The organism is Prevotella dentalis DSM 3688 (assembly GCF_000242335.1).
Lineage (GTDB): Bacteria > Bacteroidota > Bacteroidia > Bacteroidales > Bacteroidaceae > Prevotella > Prevotella seregens.
In genome coordinates this window covers 1,215,300-1,238,969 of the sequence record NC_019960.1, presented here as the reverse complement: position 1 = coordinate 1,238,969, position 23,670 = coordinate 1,215,300, and the positions used below count along the sequence as shown (strand labels likewise).

Sequence of the window (23,670 nt, the reverse complement as noted above, 5' to 3'; positions counted from 1 at the left end):
ATAGCAAAGATACGCTACATTAGTTTATAGATTCCCCAAAAAATCTTGGGGACATCTGGTTGAATGGGGAGCAGAATTTCTGTTTCTGCCAAGGGGGAGCATTATACGAAAGATGAGGATGCTTCCTATTATAGTAAGTTTGCCTTTCAACAAGCCAATTTCATTTAGGGTAAAAAGCCTCATCGTATTGCATATTTCTCAAATTATTTCCATTAAACATGAGTATGTAATCCAAAGAAGTCATATAAAAAGAAAGCTTACTTTTGCCAATCCATATGGATTAGCATCGATTTATGTTGGCAAGATGTTGGCAAATTTATAAAAATAAAATATCAACTACTCGTAATTAGTTAGATCGTTAGGATTTTACCATGTGCGCCTGACAGGACTCGAACCTGCACTGCGTGAACAACTGGATCCTAAGTCCAGCGCGTCTACCAATTTCGCCACAGGCGCATTTGTGCTGCAAAGGTAAGCATATATTTCTAAACCAAGGCCAGGAACGGCCGAAAAGTTGCAGAAGCGACCATGTGACGGAATTCAACCATATGCTATATGGTAAACGAGAGGCAGCGCAATCGTATGATGCAGCATCAGAACGGCATGATACAATGGAGTCAGAACTTCATGGTGAGCGAGATACGGTGGCGACGACGGTCGACCTCCAGCACCTTGACGCGCACGTGCTGATGGAGCTTTACCACTTCGTTGGGATCTTTGACAAATCGGTAGGCCAGCTGAGAGATGTGGACGAGCCCATCCTGATGGACACCGATGTCGACAAAGGCACCAAAGTTGGTAATGTTGGTTACGATTCCCGGCAGTTCCATGCCTGTTACAAGGTCTTCCGGGGTCTTGACGCGCGGGTCGAACTCGAACGTCTCTATCTTGTCGCGCGGGTCAAGTGGAAAAGCCACTCTACTTTGACCCTTTTGGCCAAACAGGATTGCTCACCTTGGCCATAATATGATTGACCCTTTTGGCCAAAAGGGTCAAAGTAGAGTGGCTTTTCCACAGTGCGGCCGCCTCTGGATTACGCTCGCGCTGCATCATGATGAGCGTGGCCAGCGGCTCGAGCCCCAACTCGCGGGCAGCCTGTGCCCGTGTGCGTCGCCGTGGCTTGTAGGGCATATAGAGGTCTTCGAGTTTGGTGGCATTCCACGTGCCGGTTATGCGTTGCCTCAGCTCGGCGGTGAGCTTTCCCTGCTCGTCAATAGTCTTCAGAATAGTTTTCTTTCTTTTCTGCAGTTCCTTGAGCTTGTCGTTCAAGTCGCTGATGGCTGCCACTTGAACCTCGTCGAGGTTGCCGGTGGCCTCTTTGCGATAGCGGCTGATGAAAGGAATGGTGCAACCTGCCTCGAGCAGGTCGATGGTGGCGTCTACTTGTGGCTCGCGAATATGGAGTTTCTCGGCAATGTATGGGGCGAATGGATTCATATGCAGTGAGAGTTTCTTTAATGATTGGAAATAAGTCGGCGTGCCTGTTCAATGAGCGTGTCGCGGCCTCTGAGAAAGTCGAACATGGTCTGTGTCACGGCCTTGTCGGGTGCGATGCCGTCTTCGGTGCTGCGGCCTTCGCGGTCATACATGGGACAGGCCGAGAAGCGCACGCTCCAGCCATTGGGCAATTCGCTGGAGAAAGGCAGTCCCGCCCCGCCTCCGGTCTGGTCGCCCAAGATGATGGCTTTCGGGCAACATTTCATATATTTCACAAACTCGTTGGCGGCAGAGAACACAGAGCGGTTGGTGAGCACCACCACCGGCTTCTGCCAGCGCATTCCTCTGCTGGGCTTCAGCCACTGCTCCTCCATGGCCGAAAAGTCGGTGTGTCCGCGTCCTGTTTTGTGACGCATGTAACCCACGAGACGTTTCTCATTGGTGAATCGAGCCGCCAGTTCTTCAGCTGCCGTGAGCATTCCTCCGCCGTTTTGTCTCAAGTCGATGATGAGGCCACGACAAGGAGCCAGAAAAAGCAGAATGTTGTCGAGGTTGCCGCCTCCCAGAGCCCGCTCGAAAGTGGTGCAGCGGATATAGCCCGTGTTGTCGTCGAGTATGCGGTAGCGCAGTCCGTTGGTCAATCGATAGTCGGTGCCAAGATAACGGTTGACGAGGGTGTCGCTGTAGTTGCTTGGATAATTCTCATGGAAGCTCCAGTAGCGGCCGGTGTCGAACGAGGTATAGAGATTCACGTGTCCGTCTTTTAGCTCAGCCAGCATGTTGCCGAGCACTTCAAATAGTTGGCTGTCAGTCATTCCGGCATTGGGCTGGGCTTGGTAGCGGCTGTGCACATCGTCCCAGTCTACGCCTTTTTCTGTGAAAAAGCAGTAGTGCTCGTCCATGATTTTCCACAAGGCCTCGAAGTTGCCTTGTGGGTCGTTGGCAAACTCAATCTCCGTGACACAGGAGACGAGCAGCAGGGGCAGCAGGAGCAAAGGTGCAAGATGACGGAGCATGGGTGATATTTTGGATGTATGGGTCTTCTGGCTATGAGATGGTTTGTGGGAAGAGAGTCAAAAGATTAGTATCGCCACCCAAAAAGTAGCGCATGGGTGTATTGATGATATTTTAGTTGGTTGGCCCGCATCTGTCTCAGGTCGGCCCCATAGCCGATGGTGAAAGTGACGCGCCAGAGACGGAAGTCGAGCAGTAGCATTTGATGGAGCTGTGGACCGCTGAATGGCGAGGTCATCACGATATTGTGGTCGTAGTTGCTGCGCGAGAAGATTTCGTAGTACGACTGTCCGTAGTTGGGCGAGAACGCAGCGCCGATGAGCGGTAGGGCCGCCTCGTAGTGCAGGACTAGTGGGCAATGGCCAATGGAAAACGGCCATGCTATCCGCACAGCCGGATCCAGACTCAGGGCGGCTCGGGCTTGAGCCGGATTGTTGGAATTGCGTGTATTGTAGGTGCCGCCGAGTGTGCCGTCCACCATTCCGCCAAGAGCCACGCTGATGCGGGGCACTGGCCAGTTCCAGTTGTAGTGCCAACCCAGCATGAAATGGTACATTGCCGTCAGTAGAGAGTTGCTGTTGCCCCGTGTGCCGGCCGATGACAGCATGATGTGGTGAACGAATGTACTGGAGATTCTACTGTCAAGCCGCCGCCTCACCGATTGCGACAGATAGCCCAATTCCGTCCCTGTGAACCTTTCCTGTGAGAGATAGGTGTCGAGCAAATCGGTGTGTCCCATGCCGAGTACGTTCAGGTGTGTGGTGACGGCCGGCAGCCGTCGGCCTGTAGAGTCGGTCTGCCCAAGGGCGGTCAGGCTTGTCGCCAGCACCCCACCCAGAAAAAGCATTTTCAGCGGTCTGGTCATGGTCGTCACTTTTTTCATTGCTCGTCTTGTCTTAGGGGGCGGGATGTCAGCCCAGGTTGTCGGTATCCGGGAAGAGGCTGAGTTGCCCTGTCATCTCGTCGATAATCTGCTGCTGACTTTTGCCGGCATCAGGGTCAGTTTCTTCGGCATGTGTGTCGGTCTCGTCCTCGTCGTCGTCTTCCATGGTGACAGGATCGGGCATCCGCAGTGGCTCCAGCTCCTCTATTTTGTCTATCTGCCAAGTGGCTATGCGTTTTCCCTTGGCCTTGAATCCCTTCACGGCAATGAAACTCTCCACATCTATCTCCATCGGAGGACGCACGGCATCGTTGCCACCGAAGGTCACTTGTATGCGTGGATAGACGGTGTCGGTGAGCAGTACGAGCTGGCTGTTGGGATTTTCGCCGATGTAGTTCTGCCGCCGCTTTGTGGCGTCCATGAGAAAACGCTTCACGTAGGGATAGCCCTCGTTGTCGGCATCGAAGAGCACTGCCGTCCACACTTTCTCGGGATTCCACTTTTCAATAATCCTGATGCCTTTCTCAAAGTGGTTGTTCACATCGAAATCCGTGATATAGAAGTCGCCCCCGTTGAGCACCACGAGGATGCTTTCGCCGTCGTTGAACTCTCCGAGCAGCCGTCCGTGCTCCTCGTAGTTGATTCGGTTCACATCGGGGTCGAACCACACCTTTCGCCCGCCCAGCGTGGAGCGGCCGTGGCTTTTCAGTGTCACGCGGTGTACGCTCTTCTTGGTGAGCAGGTTGCCTTTGGCTGTGCGTCCCTTGATGGCTATCTCGGAGAAGTCTTTCTCCAGGAAGATGTTTTGCTTCTTCTTTTTCGGTTCGGGGTCGAGTGTCACCTTGATGACCTCCGCCTCGCCGTTCGGGTTGGCTGTGAAATACATCACCCTCGACCCGGGCGTACCCTGCGTGAGGTCGTATTCCCGGTCGCGCGTCATACTCGTCACGTTGAACCGCTTGATGAAACAGCTGCCTCGCTTGCCGTCGCGGTACACCACATTGTATATCGTGCGGCTGTCGTTCTTCTTGAACACCTGCAGCCATATAATGTTCTTGCCCACAAATATCTTGTCGGCCACCTTGATAATCTTGTACTTTCCGTCTCGATAGAAGATGATGATGTCGTCCAGATCGGAGCAGCTGCACACCAGTTCGTCTTTTTTCAGCCCGGTGCCGATGAAGCCGTCCTGCCGGTTGATGTAGAGCTTCTCGTTGGCTTCCACCACCGTGGCCGCCTCAATGGTGTCGAAACTGCGTATTTCGGTGAGTCGGGGATAGTCCTTGCCGTAGGTCTCTTTCAGGTGTTCGTACCAGGCAATGGTCACATCTGTCATGTGGGCCAGGTCGTGGTTGATGCCCTTAATCTCCGCCTTGATTCTGGCCAGAAGCTGTTCGGCTTTCTCCTTGTTGTATTTCAGGATGCGTTGCATCTTGATTTCGAGCAGCCTCAGGTAGTCTTCCTGCCGAATCTCGCGGATGAGCTTTTCCTTGAAAGGGGAGAATTTCTCGTCGAGAAATCCGATGACCGCTTCTTGGTTGGGAGCCTGTTCAAAACGCTTTTCCTTGTACATGCGCTCCTCAATAAAGATACGCTCCAGCGAGGCAAAGAAGAACTGCTCTTCCAACTCGCCCTTTCGGATGAGGAGTTCTTGGCGCAGCAGTCCCATGGTGCGGTCCACATTGTGGCGCAACACCTCGCCTACGGTGAGAAATTCCGGACGGTTTTCATCGATGACGCAGCAGTTGGGCGAAATGTTGATTTCACAGTCGGTAAAGGCATAGAGGGCATCAATGGTCTTGTCCGACGAGACTCCCGGGGCCAATTGCACCTGTATCTCCACTTGACGTGCCGTCATGTCAATGACGCGTCGGGCCTTGATTTTTCCTTTTTCGATGGCTTTGGTGATGGAGTCCTGCAGCGAGGCGGCTGTCTTGGAATAGGGCACCTCGCGGATGACGAGAGTCTTGGTGTCCAGTTTCTCTATCTTGGCCCGCACGCGTACCATGCCGCCACGCTGTCCGTCATTGTATTTGGACACGTCGATGGCGCCGCCTGTTGGAAAGTCGGGGTAGAGTTGGAAGTCCTCACCACGCAGATAGCTCACGGCGGCATCGCACAGCTCGTTGAAGTTGTGGGGCAGCACCTTGCTCGACAGGCCCACAGCGATGCCCTCTGCGCCTTGTGCCAGCAGCAGGGGGAACTTGACGGGCAGACTGATGGGCTCCTTGTTGCGTCCATCGTAGCTCAGTTGCCACTCTGTGGTTTTGGGATTGAAGACGGTTTCCAGGGCGAATTTCGAGAGCCGGGCTTCGATATATCTGGGGGCAGCGGCACGGTCGCCTGTCAGGATATTGCCCCAGTTGCCCTGCGTGTCGACGAGCAGGTCTTTCTGTCCCAACTGCACCAAGGCATCGCCGATGGAGGCGTCACCGTGGGGGTGGAACTGCATGGTATGACCCACAATGTTAGCCACTTTGTTGTACCGGCCATCGTCCATGCGTTTCATGGAGTGCAGGATGCGCCGCTGCACAGGCTTCAGCCCGTCTTCGATGTTGGGCACGGCCCGCTCCAGAATCACGTAGCTGGCATAGTCCAGAAACCAGTTCTTGTACATGCCCGAGAGATGGTGCACGGCCGAGGCGTCGAAACGCCCGGCCGGTTTGTAGTCGGAATGCAGGTCCACGGTGAGCTCGTCGTCTCTGTCTGTGCTGGTTTCTTCGGCGTGGCTGCTGGTGTCTTCCGGCATGTCTTGGTCTTTGTCTTTCGTTCTATCGTCGTCCATAAGAATGGGTTGTCATTGGGATTTCCTTGCAAAGATAGCAAAAAATCGACAAAAACCGAGGCTTCCCGCCCTTTTGTGGTCATTTTTTAGTGAGGCCCGCGCCTTGGTGTTGGCTTGGGCTTGGCCTTGTAGGCTGCCGGTAGATGGCATCCATGATTTGCCGGCCCACCGGTCGGCGGTAGTGGCATGCGTCGTAGAAGTTGTGGCAGTCGTTCAGTCGGTCTTCGTTGCTGTAGTCGTAGACACGGCCATGGCCGAGCACGGCTCGCAGGGTGGCCACGTCGTGCGGATTCATGGCTATGCGGTCGGTGTTGGGCCCGATGACGAGGCGCAGGTCGGTGTTGTTTCGTCGGCAGATGGTGCGAATCTCGCGCAGCAGCCTCACATGGGGTGCAAAGAGCAGCCGGGGGCTTGTCGATGGGCGTGTCTCTCGGGCGTGTTTCCATGAGTCTCCGCTCCAATAAGCCTCGCCTTGTTTGCGGATAGAGTCTTCCTGCGCCAGGATGGCATCGTTGGTATAGGTGGTTCGCACGGGTACATGAGCGTTGACGATGCCCCTCATCGAGGAGCGTAGCTGGCCCGTCAGCTCATATTGCAGATAGGGCAGCAGTACCTTGGGGTCGAGAAAGGCCTGTAGGAAGACGGTCTGCACCTTAAGCCACCGCTTGTGGCTCACCTCGGGCGGCATGATGTGCATGGCTCCCGTGCTGGGATGATAGTTCACAAACGACTGTCGGTCGAGCACCACGAGCAGGTGGCGCAACGGCTGCCGGGGTTGCCGGTCGAGGGCCTGGAGCTGTTCCAGCAGGTCGGCCAGCCCCAGGTTGTTGCAGAACAGGCGGAAAGGGCGGCCGTGAATGTGCCGGTTCCAGTCGGCGCAGGCAAAGGCCATGGTGCACGAGTTGCCCATGATAAAGGCATCGTAGCGTTCTGTGTCGCGGTAGCGTTTGTATTTCTGCCACGATACATAGCCCTCGTTCTGGCAGATGTGGCTGTGGTCGTAGTCCGCATAATGGCGAATCACCATGAACGGGTCGCGCTGGATATAATAGGCCACCAGCAGCAGGAAAGGCAGGATCAGGGCCGAGGCCTTGAGGCAGAGGATGGCAAGAGGATGTTTTTTCATACTCGACTTGGGATGGGACGGTGATGTCTGTTTAGAATTGCACATAGATGAAGTTCTCGACTCCAAACGAGCCGTAGAGGAAGATGATGAACACGGCCACCACATAAAGCGTCCAGCGCAGGGGTGCACTCTGCCGCTCGCTCCACTGGATGAGATCACGGCGGCTGTTCAGGGCTTCGATGATAAACATGAGCACCACGGCAATGCCAAAGACAATCCACAGATGGTCGGGCAGTCCCAGGCGCAACTCTTTCACGTCAGTGTTGAACCCGTCGGCCAGATGGGCGTAGGCATAGCCCACGTCGCCGATGGTGGGCAGCCGGAAGAAGAGCAGCGACAAGGCGAAGAGCAGATAGGTACGCAGCCGCATCACCACGGCCCACAGCCGGTGCCCCACGCACTGCTCGGCCCGTTGCCGCTGGGTCTTGAAAAGTGTTTCGTAGATGATGATGAGGCCTTGGAACAGTCCGTATGCGGCAAACGTCCATCCGGCACCGTGCCACACACCGATGGTCACAAACGTGACGAGCAGCGACAGGCAGAGTCCCGTGCGTCCCATGCCGCGCAGCGAGGCGTTGAGTGGGGTAAACACGTAGTCGCGCACCCAGAACGAGAGCGACATGTGCCATCTCCGCCACAGTTCGCCCGTGGACTGCGAGAGGAACGGCCGGTCGAAGTTGGGTTGCAGGTTGAAGCCCAGCATGCGTCCCAGTCCGAGAGCCATGCAGGTGTAGCCGGCAAAATCGGCGTAGAGTTGGATGGGGTAGAGCAGGGTGGCCACCAGAATCTGCATGCCCGAGGCCTGCCGCACCTGGTCGAGAATACCGTCGAGCGACGGCCCGATGCGGTCGGCAATGACGAGTTTGAGGAAGCAGCCCCAGCCCAGGAGTTTCAGTCCGCGTGTCACTTCCACATAGTCGAACCGGCGGCCGGTCTTCAGCTGGGGCAGCAGGTTGTCGGCCCGTTCGATGGGGCCTGAGAGAAACTTTACAAAGAGCAGCATGTAAAGAGTAAAGTCGGGCAGACTGTCCTCGGGCTCCTCCTCCCAGTAAATCTCAATGAGATAGGCCAGGGCTTGGAAGGTGTAGAACGAGATGCCCAGCGGGAACATGCCCGACCAGTAGCGGGCCAGCAGCCAAAAACCGACCAATCCCGCCACACTACTCCAAAAGAGGACGGGTGCCTGCCGCGTGTCGAGACTGCGGTGGAGCCAACGGCCCATGTAGAAAGTGAACAGGGTTACGCCCGCTGCCACCGCCAGATACTGCCAGTGGTAATAGGCAATGAAGATGCTGCTTGCAGCCAGCAGCACGCCGTGCTGCCAAGCTCGCGACGGGCGGGCATAATAGAGCAGAAACGTGATGCCGAAGAGCGCCACGAACGCAAAGGTGAGAAATTCCATAAAAAAGGTGTCTGAGGACTATTTGGCGCGCTTCACGATACAGTCTACCATGTCGCCCACGTTGCGCATCTTGATGATGTCGTGCAGCTTGAACTTGAAGCCCCACCGGTGCTCCACTTCGCTGATGAGCGTCATATTGGTGAGCGAGTCCCACTCGTCTATGTCATCGGCCGACTGTGCATAGTCCAGCTGCATGCCGGGACGTTTGAATACTTCTGCAAAAATCTCGTTGAGTTGAGTCAATACTTCTTCTCTTTCCATGATGGGATGTTGTGATGATAATGGTCAATGGCCAACCGCTGAATCTCCTTACGGTCTATCTTGTTGCTGGTATTTTGTGGGAATTGCGGCAGGTGGAGTATCTGCGTGGGCAGCATGTACTGGGGCAGATATTGCCGCAGATGGGCCATCAAGGGTCTGTCGGTCTGCCCGTCTGTGCCCTCTACAGCCAGGCAGAGGGCTATGTCGCCGCTGCCGTTGTTCATCGGCACTACAGCCACGCCCGTCTCCTTATGGTAGAACGTGCGGGCCACATGCTCTATCTCGCTCAGCTCCACGCGGTAGCCCTGTATCTGCACCTGGGAGTCGCGCCGGCCCTGATAGAGCAGGGTGCCGTCGGCCTGCAGCTCGCAGATGTCGCCCGTGCGGTACCAACGCTGGCCGTCGGCCTCGAAGAAAGCCTCTCGGTTTTTCTCGGCGTTGGCCCAGTAGCCGGGGGTGAGCTGACGGCCGGCCAGGCACAGTTCGCCCGGCTGTCCGGCGGGCAGGGGGCGGCCTTGCCCGTCAGCCACGCGCAGTTGCACGTGGCGCATGGCGCGCCCTATGCCCACGATGCCGTTGTAGGCGGCCATGTTGTTGCGGGGGATGAGGTAGCCTGTGCTGTAGACGGTGTTCTCCGTGGGGCCATACACGTTCCACACTTCGGCCCGGGGCACACAGTGTTGCCACGCCGCCACGTCGTCGGCGGGCAGTCCCTCGCCCGCGAAGAGCACGTAGCGCATGGACAGAGCCTCTATCTCATCGAAGTAGGGGCGCATGTAATGAATGACCGAAGGCACCAGCTGGGCCTCGGTGATGGCGTATTGCTCCATCAGCCGGTACACCTCCTGCCACTTGATGCGGCCAGGATGCACGGTGTAGACACAGGCTCCGCAGAGCAATGGGGCCAGGTAGCTGCCCACCGACATGTCGAACGTCAGGTCGAACATTTGCAGGCAACGGTCGTCGGGCCCCAGCTCGATGCCCAGTGCAAAGAGCGAGTCGGCAAAGGCGGCCACGTTGCCCAGGGTGATGGTCACGCCCTTGGGCCGCCCCGTACTGCCCGAGGTGAAGAGGATGTAGGCCGTCTGGTCGTCGGTCGTGGGGCCGTTTGCGGCCCAGCCTGTCGGCTGTGGCTCCAGACGGTCAGGGCGGATAACGCGTTGCTCGGTGTAGTGCGTATTGTCCGAGGTGTCTATCACGGTCTGTATGTCCACCTGCCCGATGATGTCAAGGCAGCGGGCCAGGGGCTGCAACGGGTGCAGGGGCACATAGCTTTTGCCCTCCATCCACAGGGCCAGGATGGCGGCATAGGTGTGCAGGTCGTCGTTGGCCACGAGACCCACGTGGCGGTCGGGCAGGGGATGCAGGGCGTGGCGCAGGGTGCCCACGGCGTGGGCCAGCTGGCGGTAAGTGTAATATTGGTCGTCGATGCACAGTGCGGGGCGGTCGGCATGCTGCTGCATGGTTTGGCGCAGCCGGGCCAGCATGGGTGCGGCCAACGGTCCGTCTGTCGATGTTGCGGTGTTTTCGGTTGTCTGTTGCATGGTTGCTTGCTAACGTTCTTTTTTCTGTTTGCAGTCTTGTTTTTTGAAATATAACGGCAAAGGAACGTTTTTCCCCTACTCGTTTTTCTCTTTTTTAATGCACTTTCTGCATATTTCTTGCATCGGGCAATGCTTTTTTTGTCTGTCGGCGGGAAGTTTCTATTTTACCCTATTTTAACGCTTCGTCCCGGCCGTAATCGCTGAAAAAGCCTTACCTTTGCACCAAATTATATCAAAACAAGCAAGTAATAAACATGGCACAGGAAGATGTTTTCAAGAAGATTGTAAGCCATTGCAAGGAGTATGGCTTCGTTTTCCCCAGTTCGGAAATCTATGACGGGCTCGCCGCCGTGTACGACTACGGTCAGAATGGCGTGGAGCTCAAGAATAATATCAAGCAATATTGGTGGCAGTCCATGGTGTTGCTGCACGAGAATATCGTGGGCATCGATGCCAGTATCTTCATGCATCCCACCACGTGGAAGGCCAGCGGGCATGTCGATGCTTTCAATGATCCCCTCATCGACAACCGCGACTCCAAGAAGCGCTACCGTGCCGACAACCTGATAGAAGACCAGATTGCCAAGTACGAGGAGAAGATAGACAAGGAGGTTAAAAAGGCGCAGAAGAAATTTGGCGACGCGTTCGACGAGGCCAAGTTCCGCCAGACCAACCCCCGCGTGCTGGAAAACCTGCAGAAGCGCGACGCGCTTCATGCCCGCTATACCGAGGCCATGCAGGGCCCCGACCTCGAAGCACTGAAGCAAATCATCCTTGACGAGGGCATCGCAGACCCCATTTCGGGCACCAAAAACTGGACCGACGTGCGCCAGTTCAACCTGATGTTCTCCACCGAAATGGGCTCCGTGTCGGATGCCGCCAACAAGATTTACCTGCGCCCCGAGACGGCACAGGGCATCTTTGTAAACTATCTGAACGTGCAGAAGACGGGCCGCATGAAGCTGCCTTTCGGTATCGCCCAGATAGGCAAAGCGTTCCGCAACGAGATTGTGGCCCGCCAGTTTGTGTTCCGCATGCGCGAGTTCGAGCAGATGGAGATGCAGTTCTTCTGCCAGCCCGGCACCGAGATGAAGTGGTTTGAGTACTGGAAACGGGTGCGCCTGGCCTGGCACGAGGCTCTGAGCATGGGTAACGACAACTACCGCTACCACGACCACGAGAAGCTGGCCCACTATGCCAACGCCGCCACCGACATTGAATTCAAGATGCCGTTCGGCTTCAAGGAAGTGGAGGGCATCCACAGCCGCACCGACTTCGACCTGTCGCAGCACGAGAAATACTCGGGCCGCAGCATCAAATACTTCGACCCCGACACCAACGAGAGCTACACGCCGTACGACGTGGAGACCTCCATCGGCGTGGATCGCATGTTCCTCAGCGTGATGTGCCACGCCTACACGGAGGAGCAAATGGAGAACGGCGAGAGCCGTGTGGTGCTGAAACTGCCCGAGGCGCTGGCCCCGGTGAAGTGCGCTGTGTTCCCGCTCGACAAGAAAGACGGGCTGCCGGAGATTGCTCATCAGATAGTGGACGAGCTGAAATTCCACTTCAACACCCACTACGGCGACCCCAAGGACTCCATCGGCAAACGCTACCGCCGTCAGGATGCCGTGGGCACTCCCTACTGTGTCACCGTGGACCACGACACCCCCAACGACCACAAGGTGACGCTGCGCCACCGCGACACCATGCTGCAGGAGCGTGTGGACATTGACCAGCTGCGTGCCATCATCGAAGACCGGGTGAGCATTACCTCCGTGCTGAAGAAGCTCGGGCAGCAGATTGCCGGACTCGACAAGTAAACACCGTATGAAGCATCACGACAATATCACCCTGCAAGGCGCGGCGGCCAATGCCCGCCGCGCCCTGCGCCGTGCCTTGGCCTTGCTGCCCCTGGCCCTCATGGCTTTGGCGCTGGGGCTGGCCTCGTGCTCGGAAGCCACCGACGAGACCGAGGAGTACCCCGACTGGCGGAACACCAACACCGCTTATTGGAATAACCTCTACACCCAGGCCCAGCAGCGTATTGCCGCCGGCGACACCACGTGGAAGATATACAAGAGCTGGAGCATCCCCGACACCCTGCGCACGGACAACACCTATTCTATTATAGTGCACGTGCTCAAGGAGGGTACGGGTTCGGGCAGTCCGCTCTACACCGACTCCGTGCGGGTGCACTACAAGGGCCGTCTGCTGCCCTCCGCATCCTATCCCAACGGCCGCGAGTTTGACTCTTCGTGGAACAAGGCCACGTCCACGGCGACGGCCGCACCGGCCCAGTTTGCCGTGGCCGGCCTCTACGACGGCTTCGCCACCGCCTTGCAGCGCATGCACATCGGCGACGAGTGGGAGGTCTACATGGCGTGGCCCTTGGGTGCAGGAACCAAGGGCAATGCGGCCATCCCTGCCTACTCGGTGCTGACGTTCGACATCAACCTCGTGGCTTACTTCCGTGCAGGCACCCCCGTTCCCAACTTCCACGCCAAGCGTGGCACGGACTGGGTGAGCGAGTAACTCCTCAACGAGGGCTGGTCAACCCCTTGGTTTGTTGCCGATTCATAGGGACATACGCCCTGTATGTCCCGAAAACCAAGCATGTAGCGGGGGCACACCCAAGGTGTGCCCCCGCTACATGCCTGTCATCTTATATCATCAATACAGGGCTTCCGAATGGTAAAGGCCGATTTCTGCGATGCAAGGCACATCCCTTGCCTGTAGAATGTTCACGCGTATTTGCTTTCCTTGGGCCGCCGGGAACCTTAGCAATCGTTTGAAGCCCACGGTTGTTCCCTCTGCGATTTTTTCCCATTCGCCGGCCTGATTCCTCACTTCGGCCGTGAATTTCTCCACGCGTTGCCCTTGGCGAATGTCCTCTTGAAGGGCGAGCACGTTGAATTTTTCTTCTTGACCGAGGGTAAAGGTGATGGTCGCCACGCCTCGTTTGCCGGCCAGCTGATAGGATGTGTCGTAATTTCCGTCGGTTATGGCCCTTAAGTTTCCTTTTCCCGATGGGCATTTGACATGCGCCTTGGACAGCAGGTTTCGGGCGAATATGCTGTCGTGCAGTGTTTTCATGCCCTTCAGGCTTCGTACGTCTGCCTCTGAGAAGCGGCCTTCCCGATTGGGCGGAACGTTTAGCAGCAGGACACCGTTTCTCCCGACGGAGCTGAAATAAATGTCCATCAACTCCTGTGGAGTCTTGACTTTGGCGTCTTCATGGTCGTGATGGAACCATCCCGGGCGTATGGACACGTCTATTTCTGCGGGATACCACACGAGCGTCTTGGCTTTCTCTATCACTTTCCGACTGCCCAAATCCTGCCCGGTCATGTCTCCTGCCGGTTGTGCGAGCATTTCGGTCTGCGAGTTTTGGGCTATTGCTTTTTGGTCGAGGTTGTCGTTGGGAACAACGCTCCACTCCGTCTCCCGGCCCCGTCCGGTCTCTGTTCCCACCCAGCGCACGTCGGGCCCCATCACTGCGATGACCGCTTCCGGCTGGAGTTGGCGGATTACTTGGTACCATCTGACAAAGTCGTAGGACTGCCTTTTCCCGTTGGGGCCTTCGCCGCAGGCACCGTCGAACCACACCTCGCCCACCTTGCCGTACCGGGTCAGCAGCTCGGTGAGCTGATGAACGAAGTAGTCATTGTAGGCCTCCGTTCCATAAAGCGGGGAGTTGCGGTCCCAGGGCGACAGATAAACACCAAACGAAATGCCGTGTTTCTTGCATGCGTCGCTTACCTCGCGCACCACATCGCCCCGCCCGTTTTGCCAAGGCGAGCGCTTCACGCTGTGCTCCGTGTAGGCAGATGGCCAGAGACAGAAGCCGTCGTGATGCTTGCAGGTGAGAATGGCACACTTGAAACCGGCGTCTTTCAGAACCTTGATCCACTGGTCGGCATCCAAGGCCGTGGGTGCAAACACGGAGGGTTGCTCGGTTCCGTCTCCCCATTCGCGGTCGGTAAAGGTGTTGACACCAAAGTGGATAAAGGCCGTCAGCTCTTGCTGCTGCCAGCGGAACTGCCGCTCGGAGGGTCTCACCCGAACCGCCTTCCTGATGATTTCTGCCGGCGAATCGGTTGGGTCGATGACCACGATGTTGGGTTCCTGAGCCTTGACGAGGTGGGGCAGAAGCGCCAACGAGAGGCACAAACCTGCCTTCATGGCAAGCGGAAGCCATCGGGCCGGTATCTGGAACAGTTGTTTTTGTTTGTTCATATCATGACATAGAGGGTTAAACAATAACTGCAATATTACGAATAATATTTGTAAAAATCCTGTTTTGGCGCAGAAAAGTTCGGTGCTTTTTGGGGATGTCATCCCTTTCCGGGTGGATGTCAAAGGCGAGTGCGGCGTGGGTCAAGGGTTTTCCGCGTTGCGACGGTACCGTAATCGCCGCGCGAAAAGGCCGTAATCGTAATGCCGTTGCACCGTAAAGAAAAGGCCTTTACGGTGCAACGGCGGGGCCACGACGGCCCCGTGGGCGCGCCTACCAGATGTGGGCGCGCTTGTTCTTGGGCAGGTACATCTTGTCGCCTTTCTTGATTTTGAAGGCCGTGTACCAGGCATCGATCTGGGGTAGGGCGGCGTTCACGCGCGCATAGTTGGGCGAGTGCACGTCAACGGTGAGCAGATACTTCACGTATTCGGGCGTGGCGTTCGAGGCCCACACGCGGGCCCAAGCCAGGAAGAACCGCTGCTCGGGGGTGAATCCGTCCTTCACGCCGATCGGATTCTGCTTCAGGGCGTTCTGCAGGGCGCGGAAGGCGATGTTCAGTCCGCCGTTGTCGCCGATGTTCTCGCCCAGTGTCTGCTGGCCGTTCACCTTGACGCCGGGCAGCACTTCGAACTGCGAGAAGTAGTCGGCCAGCGTCTTGGTGCGCGCGTCGAAGTTCTTCTTGTCCTGCGGCGTCCACCAGTTGCGCTGGTTTCCAGTCTTGTCAAACTGCGCGCCTTGGTCGTCGAAGCCGTGGCTCATCTCGTGACCGATGACGCCGCCGATGGCTCCATAGTTGGCCGCATCGTCGGCCTCGGGGTCGAAGAACGGCGGCTGCAGGATGGCGGCAGGGAAGCAAATCTCGTTGGTCGTGGGGTTGTAGTAGGCGTTGATGGTCTGCGGCGTCATGCCCCAGCGCGTTTTGTCCACCCTCTTGTTCACCGTGCGGCCGATGTAATCGTCGGTGGCCCAGCGGCTGATGGCCTGCAGATTGGCATAGAGCGAGAGGCTGTCGGAAACCTGCAATCCGCTGTAGTCTTTCCATTTGTCGGGATAACCAATCTTGATGATGAAGCTGGCGAGCTTTTCCCTGGCCTGTGCCTTGGTCTCGGGACTCATCCATGTGGCCTCGTCGATGCGCTGGCCCAGGGCCGTCTGCAGGCTGTGCACCAGCTCGAGCATGCGCTTTTTGGAGCTCTCGGGGAAGTATTTCTCCACATAGAGCTTGCCGATGGCCTCGCCCAGCGTGCCGCTCACGAGGGTCACGGCGCGTTTCCAGCGCGGCCGATCCTGCTGGACACCGCTCCGCACCGAGCTGAGCTTGAAGGCTTCGGCGCGGAAAGCGTCGCTCAGTTGGCTTGACGCGCCGGCTATTACCTTGGCCTCGGCATAGGTCTTGAGGTCGTCGAGCGAGGCCTCGGCCAGTATCTTCTCCACCTCGTGGATGGGTTCGGGCTGGCTCACGTCCACCTGGTCGAAGGCGGGGAAGCCGCCGGCCAGGAACACGTTGCCCCAGTCGATGCCCGGAAACTGAGACAGGAGCTGCGCGTAGGACATCTTGTGGTAGTTGGCGTCAACGTCGCGCAGCTTCACCTCGTCGTAGCTGGCCTGGGCAATGCGCGTCTCGATGGCCAGCACGGTTTCCATCTTTTGCTGGGCCGTGGAGGCGTCGCAGCCAGTCATTTGGAAGAGTGTTTTCAGATAGTTTTTATAGGCATCGAGCACGCGTTTGTTCTGTCCTTCGGTGGTCAGATAGTAGTCGCGCGAGCCCAGTCCCAGCCCGCCCTGCGAGATGCTGACGATGTTCCAGTCGGCGTTGCGCATGTCGGCGCCGCAGCCCAGTCCGAACATCATCGTGGCTTCGCCGTTGCGGTCGAGCTGCGAGGTGACGAGCTGGTACTCGCGGCGGTCCTTGATGGCGGCAATCCTGTCGAGCGTGGGCTTGATGGGAGCCCAGCCCTCGCGGTTGAGGCGCGTGCTGTCCATCATGAGTTTGTAGAGTGAACCGATCTTCTGCCCGAGGGTGCCCTGCTGCTGCGGGGCGTCGGCATATTGCAGGATGAGCTCTTGGATACGGGTCTGGTTCAGTTCGTACAGGTCGGTGAAGGCTCCGTTGTCCGAGTGTTCGGCGTCGAGCGGGTGGGCCTTGAGCCAGCCGCCGGCGGCATAATGGTAGAAATCGTCGCCCGGACGCACCGAGGTGTCCAGGTTGTTCGGGTCGATGCCCGATGACAGGTTCTGGGCCATGGCTCCGGTTGCGGCGAGGGCCAGCCCCATCAGCATCATTCTTTTTTTCATGTGTATGGTTGTGTTAAATATAAATTCTTCGTGCCAGCCGGCGGTCAAGTGTCCGGATTGTGGCGGCAAAGAGCAGGCAGCCGGCCAGGCAGAGAGCCACGTTGAGGCCCACGGAGGGGATGGACTGCGTGAGAAGGAAGTCGTCGCCAAATGCCAACATGAGGGCGGTCGAGAGTGAGTTGTTGGCTACGTGCATCACGATGCCGGGCACCAGGCTGCCCGTGCGCACGTAGAGCCACCCCATGACGAGGCCCATGAGCGAGGCGCCGAACACCTGCACGGGGTTCATGTGCACCAGTCCGAAGATGAGGGCCGAGCCCACGATGGCCACCCACGGCCGCCGCGACAGGCGCAGCAACCCCTTGAGCACCACGCCACGGAACACGAGCTCCTCGCCGATGGGCCCGATGATGCTGATGGCCAGCGTGCCCAGCACGTTGTGCGAGAGCAGGGAAAACATGCCGGAGAGGTCGTCGTTCAGGTTCAGCAGTTCGCTGGCATAGGTCTCGGGCAGCGCGAAACCGATGGTCATCGCCACCGTGAGCAGACACAAGGCCAGGCGGTCGGCACGCGCGATGGGGCTCCAGCGGATGGCCGTCCACCGGCGTTTCAGGAAGAAGCGGATGACGAACACGTAGCCCAGCAGCACGGCCGCTGCGAGGAGCCAGGCCGAAACCTGCGCGTCACTGTGCCCGGCAATGGCATAATAGCCCAGCGCAAACGGCGCCACGACCAGCGCGCCGGCGATCTGCAACAGGAAAAACATCACAATGCCCCAGGCAATGCGCTTGGCGTTGGCTTTCTTTACATCTTCTCTTTGTCTCATACGGGTGGGGCCTTGCCCAGGTAGGTTAAAGTTGATGCAAAGGTAGCGGCTTTTTCAACAGATTGCAAGGAAAACGCCGCTTTCGGGTAGGAAAATATCAATATTTAACGTTAGGCACGCACTTTCACGTCTGTCCGGCCCACGGAGAACGCGATGCGGGAATCCGTTGAAACGTCCGGCGTGTTAATATAGCTTAAATGTCGTGTTCCGTTTAGGCTGTTTTTAAAACTTTGGCTACTTTTATAAAAAATTAAACCGGCGTCAAATGTGTGGAGACGCGCGTATGACCATCATCATTTCATCAATCAACCTAAATGCTTTTACGCTTATGAACAGAAGAAAACATTCGCAAGGATTGCCGTGGGTCGTGGCTTGTGCCATCGCAACCATGGGACTGTGGAGTGGAGGGCTCGCGGCTGCGGCAGCTCCCGCAACGCAAGTGGTGCAGCAGGTGGGTACCGTAAGGGGAACCGTGACCGACGCCAACGGCGAGCCCGTCATCGGTGCCACGGTTCGTGTGACCGGCACGAAGACAGCCACCGTGACCGACATTGACGGCAACTTCACGTTGCAGGCCGACAAGGGTGCCAGGCTCGAAATCTCCTATGTGGGCTATCAGACGCAGACCGTGACGGCCAGCGCGCAGACCCTCGTGCAGCTGAAAGAAGACTCGCAGACGCTGACCGACGTGGTGGTCGTGGGCTATGGCACGATGCGCAAGAAAGATCTCACGGGCTCGGTGGTGCAGATAGACCCGAGCAAGATAGCCGACCAGAACCCTAACAGCGTGCAGGACATCCTGCGCGGCACGCCGGGACTGCAGGTGGGCATGAGCACCACGGCCAAGGGCGGCGGCTCGCTGCAGCTGCGCGGACAGAACTCGCTCTATACAGAGGGCTCGCACAACTCGCCGCTTATCGTGCTCGACGGCATGCAGTTCAGCGGTGAACTGTCGGAAATCAACCCCGACGACATTGCTCAGGTGGACGTGCTGAAAGATGCTTCCTCGGCCGCCGTCTACGGCGCCAAGGCCGCCAACGGCGTGATTATCATCACCACCAAGAAAGGAAAGATGGGCAAACCCGTCATCAACGTATCGGCCAACCTGGCCGCCAACACCAAGGCGCAGTACCGCAAGATGTTCAATGCCGACGAGTACATGACCTATCGCGAGGACTGGTACAAGGCGCAGACCTACGGTTACCGGGCCGACGGCACGTGGGGCTACTACGGCACGGCCAGCGGCGTGCCCGAGGGCTACTACGACAATGTGCACAATCTCTGGAAGTACGGGCTGTCGACCGAGCAGTGGGCCACGACGGGCGCCAAGACCCTACAGGCTGGCGAGGACCTGCGCTCGCTCTATGCCCGCCGCATGGGACTTGATGCCGATGCCGCCCTTGTGATGCAGAACTATCTTGACGGCAAGTCCTACGACTGGGAGAAAGCCGTGTTCCGCACGGGCTTTGACCAGGACTACAACGCCAGCATATCGGGAGCATCTGAGAAAGTGAACTACTATCTGAGCTTCGGCTACCTGCGCAACGAGGGCGCGGTGCAGGGCGACACCTACCATGCCTACCGTTCCAACCTGAAACTCAACGCCGACATCACCGACTGGCTCACGATGGGCGTCAACGTGAACTTCCAGGATCGCTCCGACGAGTCGAGCCCCGTGCCTTTCGGTTTCAACCTGTCCGAGAACCGCGTGGCCGACAACTATTGGGACAGCAACCAGCTGCGGCAGTCGCCTTACTCCTCGCGCTACGATGCCGACGGCCGCGAACAGCAGTACCCGAACAGCGGCAACCCCACCAACGGAGGCTACAATTACCACTTCGACCAGCAGTACATCAATCTGGAGAAGGGCTACACCACGCTGAATGTCATCTACAACGCCACGGTGAGACTGCCTTTCGGCTTCACCTATTCGTTCAACATCGCCCCGCGTCTGCAGTGGTTCTACAACCGCTACTTCCTCTCGGCCGAACTGCCCAACAGCACACCCTCGACGCGTGGCGCCGATCGCGAGATGTCGAAAACCTTTGACTGGAACCTCAACAACACGCTGACGTGGGACCGCACGTTCAATCGTGACCATCACTTCACCGTGACTCTTGTGCAGGAGGCCGAGAAGAACCAGTCGTGGAACGACCGCATCGAGGCCCGCAACATCATGCCAACCGACGTGCTCGGCTTCCACTACATCGCCGGTGCCAACAAGGCACAGAGCGCTTTCTCGGCCACCGACCGGGAGATAACGGCCGCCGCCTACCTGGGCCGACTGTTCTATGGCTACAAGGATCGCTACATGTTTACCGGCACTTTCCGTCGCGACGGCTACTCGGCATTCGGCATGAACAACCCGTGGGCCAACTTCTGGTCGCTCGGCGGCAGCTGGGTGTTCTCGGAAGAGAGCTTCGCAAAGCTGCCGTGGCTCGACTATGGCAAGCTGCGCGTGAGCTACGGCACCAACGGCAACCGCTCGCTCAAGGACACTTACATTGCCTATTCCAACCTGTCGAACGGCGGACTCTACGCCTACTACGACTACGGCAAGACAAGTCAAAGCACGGTTCAGGCCCTGAGCATCGACCGGCTGGCCAACCCGAACCTGCAGTGGGAGAAGACCACATCGTGGAATGTGGGGTTGGATTTCGCCGTCCTGGGACAGCGGCTCTCGGGTAGCATCGAGTGGTACACCAAGCGCACGCACGACATGATTATGACGCAACGGCTGCCCAACTTCACTGGTTTCAGCGGCATCACCACCAATCTGGGCGAGGTGACCAACTCCGGCGTCGAGATAACGCTCAACTCACAGAACATCAAGAACAGGAACTTCACCTGGAACACCAGCCTCGGCTTCTCCTACAACAAGAACCGCATCAAGCATCTTTACTACGAATATGACAAGGATGGCAAGGAGGTAGACGATACTTCCAACGGCTGGTTCATCGGCAAGTCCATTGGTGAGATATGGTATTGGAAGACAGACGGCATCTGGCAGGCCAACGAAGCCGAGGAGGCCGCCAAGGTGAACCAGAAGCCCGGCGACCCCAAGGTGGTGAATGTCTATACTGAAGACGACAGAATCAACCCCGACGGCACGCGCACGCCTGTCTACAACGACAACGATCGCGTGTATCAAGGCACGACCAATCCGCCCGTCTACTGGACGCTGCGCAACGACTTCACGCTGTTCAAGGACTTTACGTTCTCTTTCTCAATGTACTCGTACATGGGCCACAAGAGCCGCGCCGGCTACTGGCTCAACGGCGACAACTCCGGCTCGATGTTTACCAACACCTGCAATACCTATAAAAAGGAGTACTGGACGCCGGACAATCCCACCAACGACTACGCCCGTCTGAACGCCGTGGGCCCGTCGGGCGTGACCGGCATTCAGAAGGTTTACAACCGCAGTTACGTGCGCGTGGACAACGTGACGCTGGGTTATACGTTGCCCAAGATGCTCACACAGAAGTGGGGTATTGAGCGCGTACACCTCTCGGCAGGCGTGCACAATCTGTTCACCATCGACAGTTGGGAATACGGCGATCCGGAAACAGGAGGGTTCTCCAACCGTCAGTTCTTGTTCGGCGTGTCGCTGACCATGTAGCGGTCACTGCTTTTTACTTATTCATTCAAAACACATCAACATGAAAAATAGCATCAACAACATAGCACGCGGGGCCCTGCTGCTGGCCATGGCAGGCTCCATGGCGGCCTGCTCGGACAGTTTTCTGGAGCAGAAGCCCTTGTCTTTCTACGAGCCCAGTGAGACTTATACCACAGAGGCGGGCCTGCAGTCGGCGCTGACGCAGTGTGACAAACAGCTGAAGACCTACCGCATCGACGGCAACTGGAACAATGTGGGCATCTTCACCAACTACCTCATGTCCGACGTGGGCATGTATGCTAAGACCGACATGGGCGGCGGATTTCAGGACAATTTCGACGCCAAACTCACACCCACGTCGGGTATGGCCGGCGGTGGTGACGGCAACTACATGCAGCGGTTCTGGGATCAGGGCTACAATATGGTGAAGTATGCCAACTCCATCCTGTCGTATGCCAGCCAGGTGAAGGGGCTTGACGATGCCACGCGCGATGCCTACGTGGGGCGCGCCTACTTCCACCGGGCCTATGCCTACTACAATCTCTGTCTGCAGTTTGGCGACATACCGTTGGTGACGAAACTGCTCCAGGTGCCCAAGCGCAACTATACTTCGACGAGCAAGGAGGCTGTGTTCCAGATGCTTGTGCGCGATTTGGAGTTTGCTGTGCAGCATGTTCCGGCGCAGAGTAAGATGCAGTATGTGGGCCAAGTGAACCAGGAGGCTTGCATGCAGCTGCTCATCAAGTGTTATCTGGTCGTGGGCGAGTATGCCAAGGCCGAGGCCATGGCCACCGATCTTATCAGCAATCACGGACTGGAGCTGATGACGGATCCGTTCGGTACCTGGCAGCCGTCGGGTGAGGAAAAGACTTGGAAAGTGACGCGCAACGTGGTGTGGGATCTGCACCGCACGCCCAACATCGCCAATCCGGCCAACAAGGAGACCATCATGATGATTGTCAACTCCAACGACGAGGACTTCGCCACCTATAATATTATGCGTGCCGTCTTCGTGCACTGGAGCAACAGCGTCATCCGCGACCCGCACGGAATGGCCACGCCGGGTAACAACATTGCCCGCAACAACGCGAACTACAACGACACGCTCGACTGGGTGCGCGCGGCCGGACGCGGCATTGCCGTGAACCGTACCTCGTACTATTTCAACAAGACCATCTGGAACTACGACGGAGAAACCGACTGGCAGGACCTGCGCCACAACCGTGAGGTGGGCAACTGGATGGAGATGGAGGACTTCAAATACAACAATCGCAAGTCCACCTGCTACGGCCAGCACTACCAACTCTATGCCACCGAGGACTACGTGGGGGCCGACGGCAAGGTGCTTGTCCATAAAGGCGACATCCTCTGCTCGGACACCATCCGCTCCTGGTACCCCACACCGCTCTACCAGCTCTACATCAAGGACGAGGTGGCCGAGGCCAATCAAGGGGCCAACCAGTTCCAAGGCGCACAGGGCAAGGGCTGCAACGGCGACATGTATCTGTTCCGTCTGGCCGAGACTTACCTGTTGCGTGCCGAGGCCCGCTTCTATCAAGGCAATGCTGCCGGAGCTGCCGAGGATGTGAATGCCGTGCGCCGACGGGCCAATGCCAAGAAGATGTTCACCACAGTGACCATCGGCAACATTATGGACGAGCGTGCGCGCGAGCTGTACCTCGAGGAGTTCCGTCAGGCTGAGATGGTGCGTGTGAGCTGGTGTCTGGCCCGCAGCGGCAAGCCCGACGAGTGGGGCAACACCTATAGCCTCGACAACTGGGACAAGCAAGAGGGCACCGACCTCAGCGGCGGCAACTACTGGTATCGCCGCTGCACGCACTACAACGTGTTCAACCACGAATACGGCAGGGGTCAGCAGGGCAACCAGAGCTTTGAGTACAAGGTGAACAAGCACAATATCTTCTGGCCTATCCCCAACAGTGCCATCACGGCCAACAACCAAGGCACGTTGCGCCAGAACTTCGGGTACGATGGTTATAGCGAGAGTATACCCATGTGGACCAACTATGCAGATGCCATCGCCGACGAGGATGTAGCCGGAAGCACGGCCGTCACGCCGGCATCACAGAACTAACATCATCATCCCTGCCTGTTTGTGGCTGTGGGCGGCACAAGAGTCGCCGCCTTTTGCCATGGACGGGCAGGGTTGTTGTGGTAAGTACAGATAGCTCACTGTTCTTTTAGATTTTGTAGTTGGCTTGATAATTTGTGCTT

Annotated in this window: 15 protein-coding genes, 1 tRNA gene and 1 pseudogene; 4 read left to right on the top strand and 13 right to left on the bottom strand. The window is 57.4% G+C overall.

The window, feature by feature from the left end; translation table 11 throughout:
- Nucleotides 1-374: 374 nt before the first annotated feature.
- The 10 genes and pseudogenes from PREDE_RS05055 to PREDE_RS05010 all read right to left on the bottom strand — a co-directional run bounded on the left by PREDE_RS05055 (nucleotide 375) and on the right by PREDE_RS05010 (nucleotide 10,452).
- Nucleotides 375-456 (bottom strand) — tRNA-Leu (locus PREDE_RS05055).
- Between the two features lie 161 nt (nucleotides 457-617).
- A pseudogene (locus tag PREDE_RS05050) lies at nucleotides 618-905 on the bottom strand (S1 RNA-binding domain-containing protein); the annotation flags it as partial.
- A gap of 13 nt (nucleotides 906-918) precedes the next feature.
- Nucleotides 919-1,437 (bottom strand): Tex-like N-terminal domain-containing protein, encoded by a 519-nt coding sequence (locus PREDE_RS05045; RefSeq protein ID WP_005844732.1) that lies wholly within the window; start codon nucleotides 1,435-1,437, stop codon nucleotides 919-921.
- Nucleotides 1,438-1,454: 17 nt separating this feature from the next.
- Nucleotides 1,455-2,453: a S41 family peptidase gene (locus PREDE_RS05040; protein WP_005844731.1), complete on the bottom strand. Its 999-nt coding sequence runs from the start codon at nucleotides 2,451-2,453 to the stop codon at nucleotides 1,455-1,457.
- Between the two features lie 65 nt (nucleotides 2,454-2,518).
- On the bottom strand, nucleotides 2,519-3,334 hold the full coding sequence (locus PREDE_RS05035) for a DUF3316 domain-containing protein (protein WP_005844729.1): 816 nt from the start codon (nucleotides 3,332-3,334) through the stop codon (nucleotides 2,519-2,521).
- A gap of 28 nt (nucleotides 3,335-3,362) precedes the next feature.
- Nucleotides 3,363-6,119, bottom strand: coding sequence for a DNA gyrase/topoisomerase IV subunit A (locus PREDE_RS05030; RefSeq protein ID WP_005844727.1), 2,757 nt, complete (start codon nucleotides 6,117-6,119; stop codon nucleotides 3,363-3,365).
- Nucleotides 6,120-6,198: 79 nt separating this feature from the next.
- Entirely contained in the window at nucleotides 6,199-7,245 is a 1,047-nt protein-coding gene (locus PREDE_RS05025) for a hypothetical protein (protein ID WP_005844725.1), read from the bottom strand.
- Nucleotides 7,246-7,276: 31 nt separating this feature from the next.
- A complete protein-coding gene (locus PREDE_RS05020) occupies nucleotides 7,277-8,647 on the bottom strand; it encodes an MBOAT family O-acyltransferase (RefSeq protein WP_005844723.1) in 1,371 nt (456 codons plus the stop codon).
- 18 nt (nucleotides 8,648-8,665) lie between these two features.
- Nucleotides 8,666-8,908: an acyl carrier protein gene (locus tag PREDE_RS05015; RefSeq protein WP_005844721.1), complete on the bottom strand. Its 243-nt coding sequence runs from the start codon at nucleotides 8,906-8,908 to the stop codon at nucleotides 8,666-8,668.
- A complete protein-coding gene (locus tag PREDE_RS05010; RefSeq protein WP_005844719.1) occupies nucleotides 8,887-10,452 on the bottom strand; it encodes an amino acid adenylation domain-containing protein in 1,566 nt (521 codons plus the stop codon). The genes PREDE_RS05015 and PREDE_RS05010 overlap by 22 nt, the downstream gene beginning before the upstream one ends.
- 254 nt (nucleotides 10,453-10,706) lie before the next feature.
- Between PREDE_RS05010 and PREDE_RS05005 the strand changes: the two genes are divergently transcribed.
- Entirely contained in the window at nucleotides 10,707-12,275 is a 1,569-nt protein-coding gene (locus PREDE_RS05005) for a glycine--tRNA ligase (RefSeq protein ID WP_005844717.1), read from the top strand.
- Nucleotides 12,276-12,282: 7 nt separating this feature from the next.
- Nucleotides 12,283-12,987, top strand: coding sequence for an FKBP-type peptidyl-prolyl cis-trans isomerase (locus tag PREDE_RS05000; RefSeq protein WP_005844715.1), 705 nt, complete (start codon nucleotides 12,283-12,285; stop codon nucleotides 12,985-12,987).
- Between the two features lie 138 nt (nucleotides 12,988-13,125).
- Here PREDE_RS05000 and PREDE_RS04995 read toward each other — a convergent pair whose 3' ends face one another.
- The 3 genes from PREDE_RS04995 to PREDE_RS04985 all read right to left on the bottom strand — a co-directional run bounded on the left by PREDE_RS04995 (nucleotide 13,126) and on the right by PREDE_RS04985 (nucleotide 17,813).
- Nucleotides 13,126-14,637 carry an alpha-L-fucosidase gene (locus tag PREDE_RS04995; protein ID WP_044126898.1) on the bottom strand — a complete coding sequence of 504 codons (1,512 nt, stop codon included), beginning with the start codon at nucleotides 14,635-14,637 and terminating at the stop codon, nucleotides 13,126-13,128.
- Between the two features lie 325 nt (nucleotides 14,638-14,962).
- A complete protein-coding gene (locus tag PREDE_RS04990) occupies nucleotides 14,963-16,987 on the bottom strand; it encodes a M13 family metallopeptidase (protein ID WP_044126794.1) in 2,025 nt (674 codons plus the stop codon).
- A 13-nt stretch (nucleotides 16,988-17,000) separates the two neighbouring features.
- A complete protein-coding gene (locus PREDE_RS04985) occupies nucleotides 17,001-17,813 on the bottom strand; it encodes a CPBP family intramembrane glutamic endopeptidase (RefSeq protein WP_005844711.1) in 813 nt (270 codons plus the stop codon).
- A 388-nt stretch (nucleotides 17,814-18,201) separates the two neighbouring features.
- Between PREDE_RS04985 and PREDE_RS04980 the strand changes: the two genes are divergently transcribed.
- The gene (locus tag PREDE_RS04980; protein WP_044126896.1) at nucleotides 18,202-21,435 is read left to right on the top strand and encodes a SusC/RagA family TonB-linked outer membrane protein; all 3,234 of its coding nucleotides are present in this window, start codon (nucleotides 18,202-18,204) and stop codon (nucleotides 21,433-21,435) included.
- A 40-nt stretch (nucleotides 21,436-21,475) separates the two neighbouring features.
- Nucleotides 21,476-23,530, top strand: coding sequence for a RagB/SusD family nutrient uptake outer membrane protein (locus tag PREDE_RS04975; RefSeq protein WP_005844709.1), 2,055 nt, complete (start codon nucleotides 21,476-21,478; stop codon nucleotides 23,528-23,530).
- Nucleotides 23,531-23,670: the final 140 nt, after the last annotated feature.

Bases quoted from the DNA above. Each gene is read 5' to 3' on its own strand.
- PREDE_RS05045 (WP_005844732.1), bottom strand. From the start codon at position 1,437: ATGAATCCATTCGCCCCATACATTGCCGAGAAACTCCATATTCGCGAG.
- PREDE_RS05040 (WP_005844731.1), bottom strand. From the start codon at position 2,453: ATGCTCCGTCATCTTGCACCTTTGCTCCTGCTGCCCCTGCTGCTCGTC.
- PREDE_RS05035 (WP_005844729.1), bottom strand. From the start codon at position 3,334: ATGAAAAAAGTGACGACCATGACCAGACCGCTGAAAATGCTTTTTCTG.
- PREDE_RS05030 (WP_005844727.1), bottom strand. From the start codon at position 6,119: ATGGACGACGATAGAACGAAAGACAAAGACCAAGACATGCCGGAAGAC.
- PREDE_RS05025 (WP_005844725.1), bottom strand. From the start codon at position 7,245: ATGAAAAAACATCCTCTTGCCATCCTCTGCCTCAAGGCCTCGGCCCTG.
- PREDE_RS05020 (WP_005844723.1), bottom strand. From the start codon at position 8,647: ATGGAATTTCTCACCTTTGCGTTCGTGGCGCTCTTCGGCATCACGTTT.
- PREDE_RS05015 (WP_005844721.1), bottom strand. From the start codon at position 8,908: ATGGAAAGAGAAGAAGTATTGACTCAACTCAACGAGATTTTTGCAGAA.
- PREDE_RS05010 (WP_005844719.1), bottom strand. From the start codon at position 10,452: ATGCAACAGACAACCGAAAACACCGCAACATCGACAGACGGACCGTTG.
- PREDE_RS05005 (WP_005844717.1), top strand. From the start codon at position 10,707: ATGGCACAGGAAGATGTTTTCAAGAAGATTGTAAGCCATTGCAAGGAG.
- PREDE_RS05000 (WP_005844715.1), top strand. From the start codon at position 12,283: ATGAAGCATCACGACAATATCACCCTGCAAGGCGCGGCGGCCAATGCC.
- PREDE_RS04995 (WP_044126898.1), bottom strand. From the start codon at position 14,637: ATGAAGGCAGGTTTGTGCCTCTCGTTGGCGCTTCTGCCCCACCTCGTC.
- PREDE_RS04990 (WP_044126794.1), bottom strand. From the start codon at position 16,987: ATGAAAAAAAGAATGATGCTGATGGGGCTGGCCCTCGCCGCAACCGGA.
- PREDE_RS04985 (WP_005844711.1), bottom strand. From the start codon at position 17,813: ATGAGACAAAGAGAAGATGTAAAGAAAGCCAACGCCAAGCGCATTGCC.
- PREDE_RS04980 (WP_044126896.1), top strand. From the start codon at position 18,202: ATGGGACTGTGGAGTGGAGGGCTCGCGGCTGCGGCAGCTCCCGCAACG.
- PREDE_RS04975 (WP_005844709.1), top strand. From the start codon at position 21,476: ATGAAAAATAGCATCAACAACATAGCACGCGGGGCCCTGCTGCTGGCC.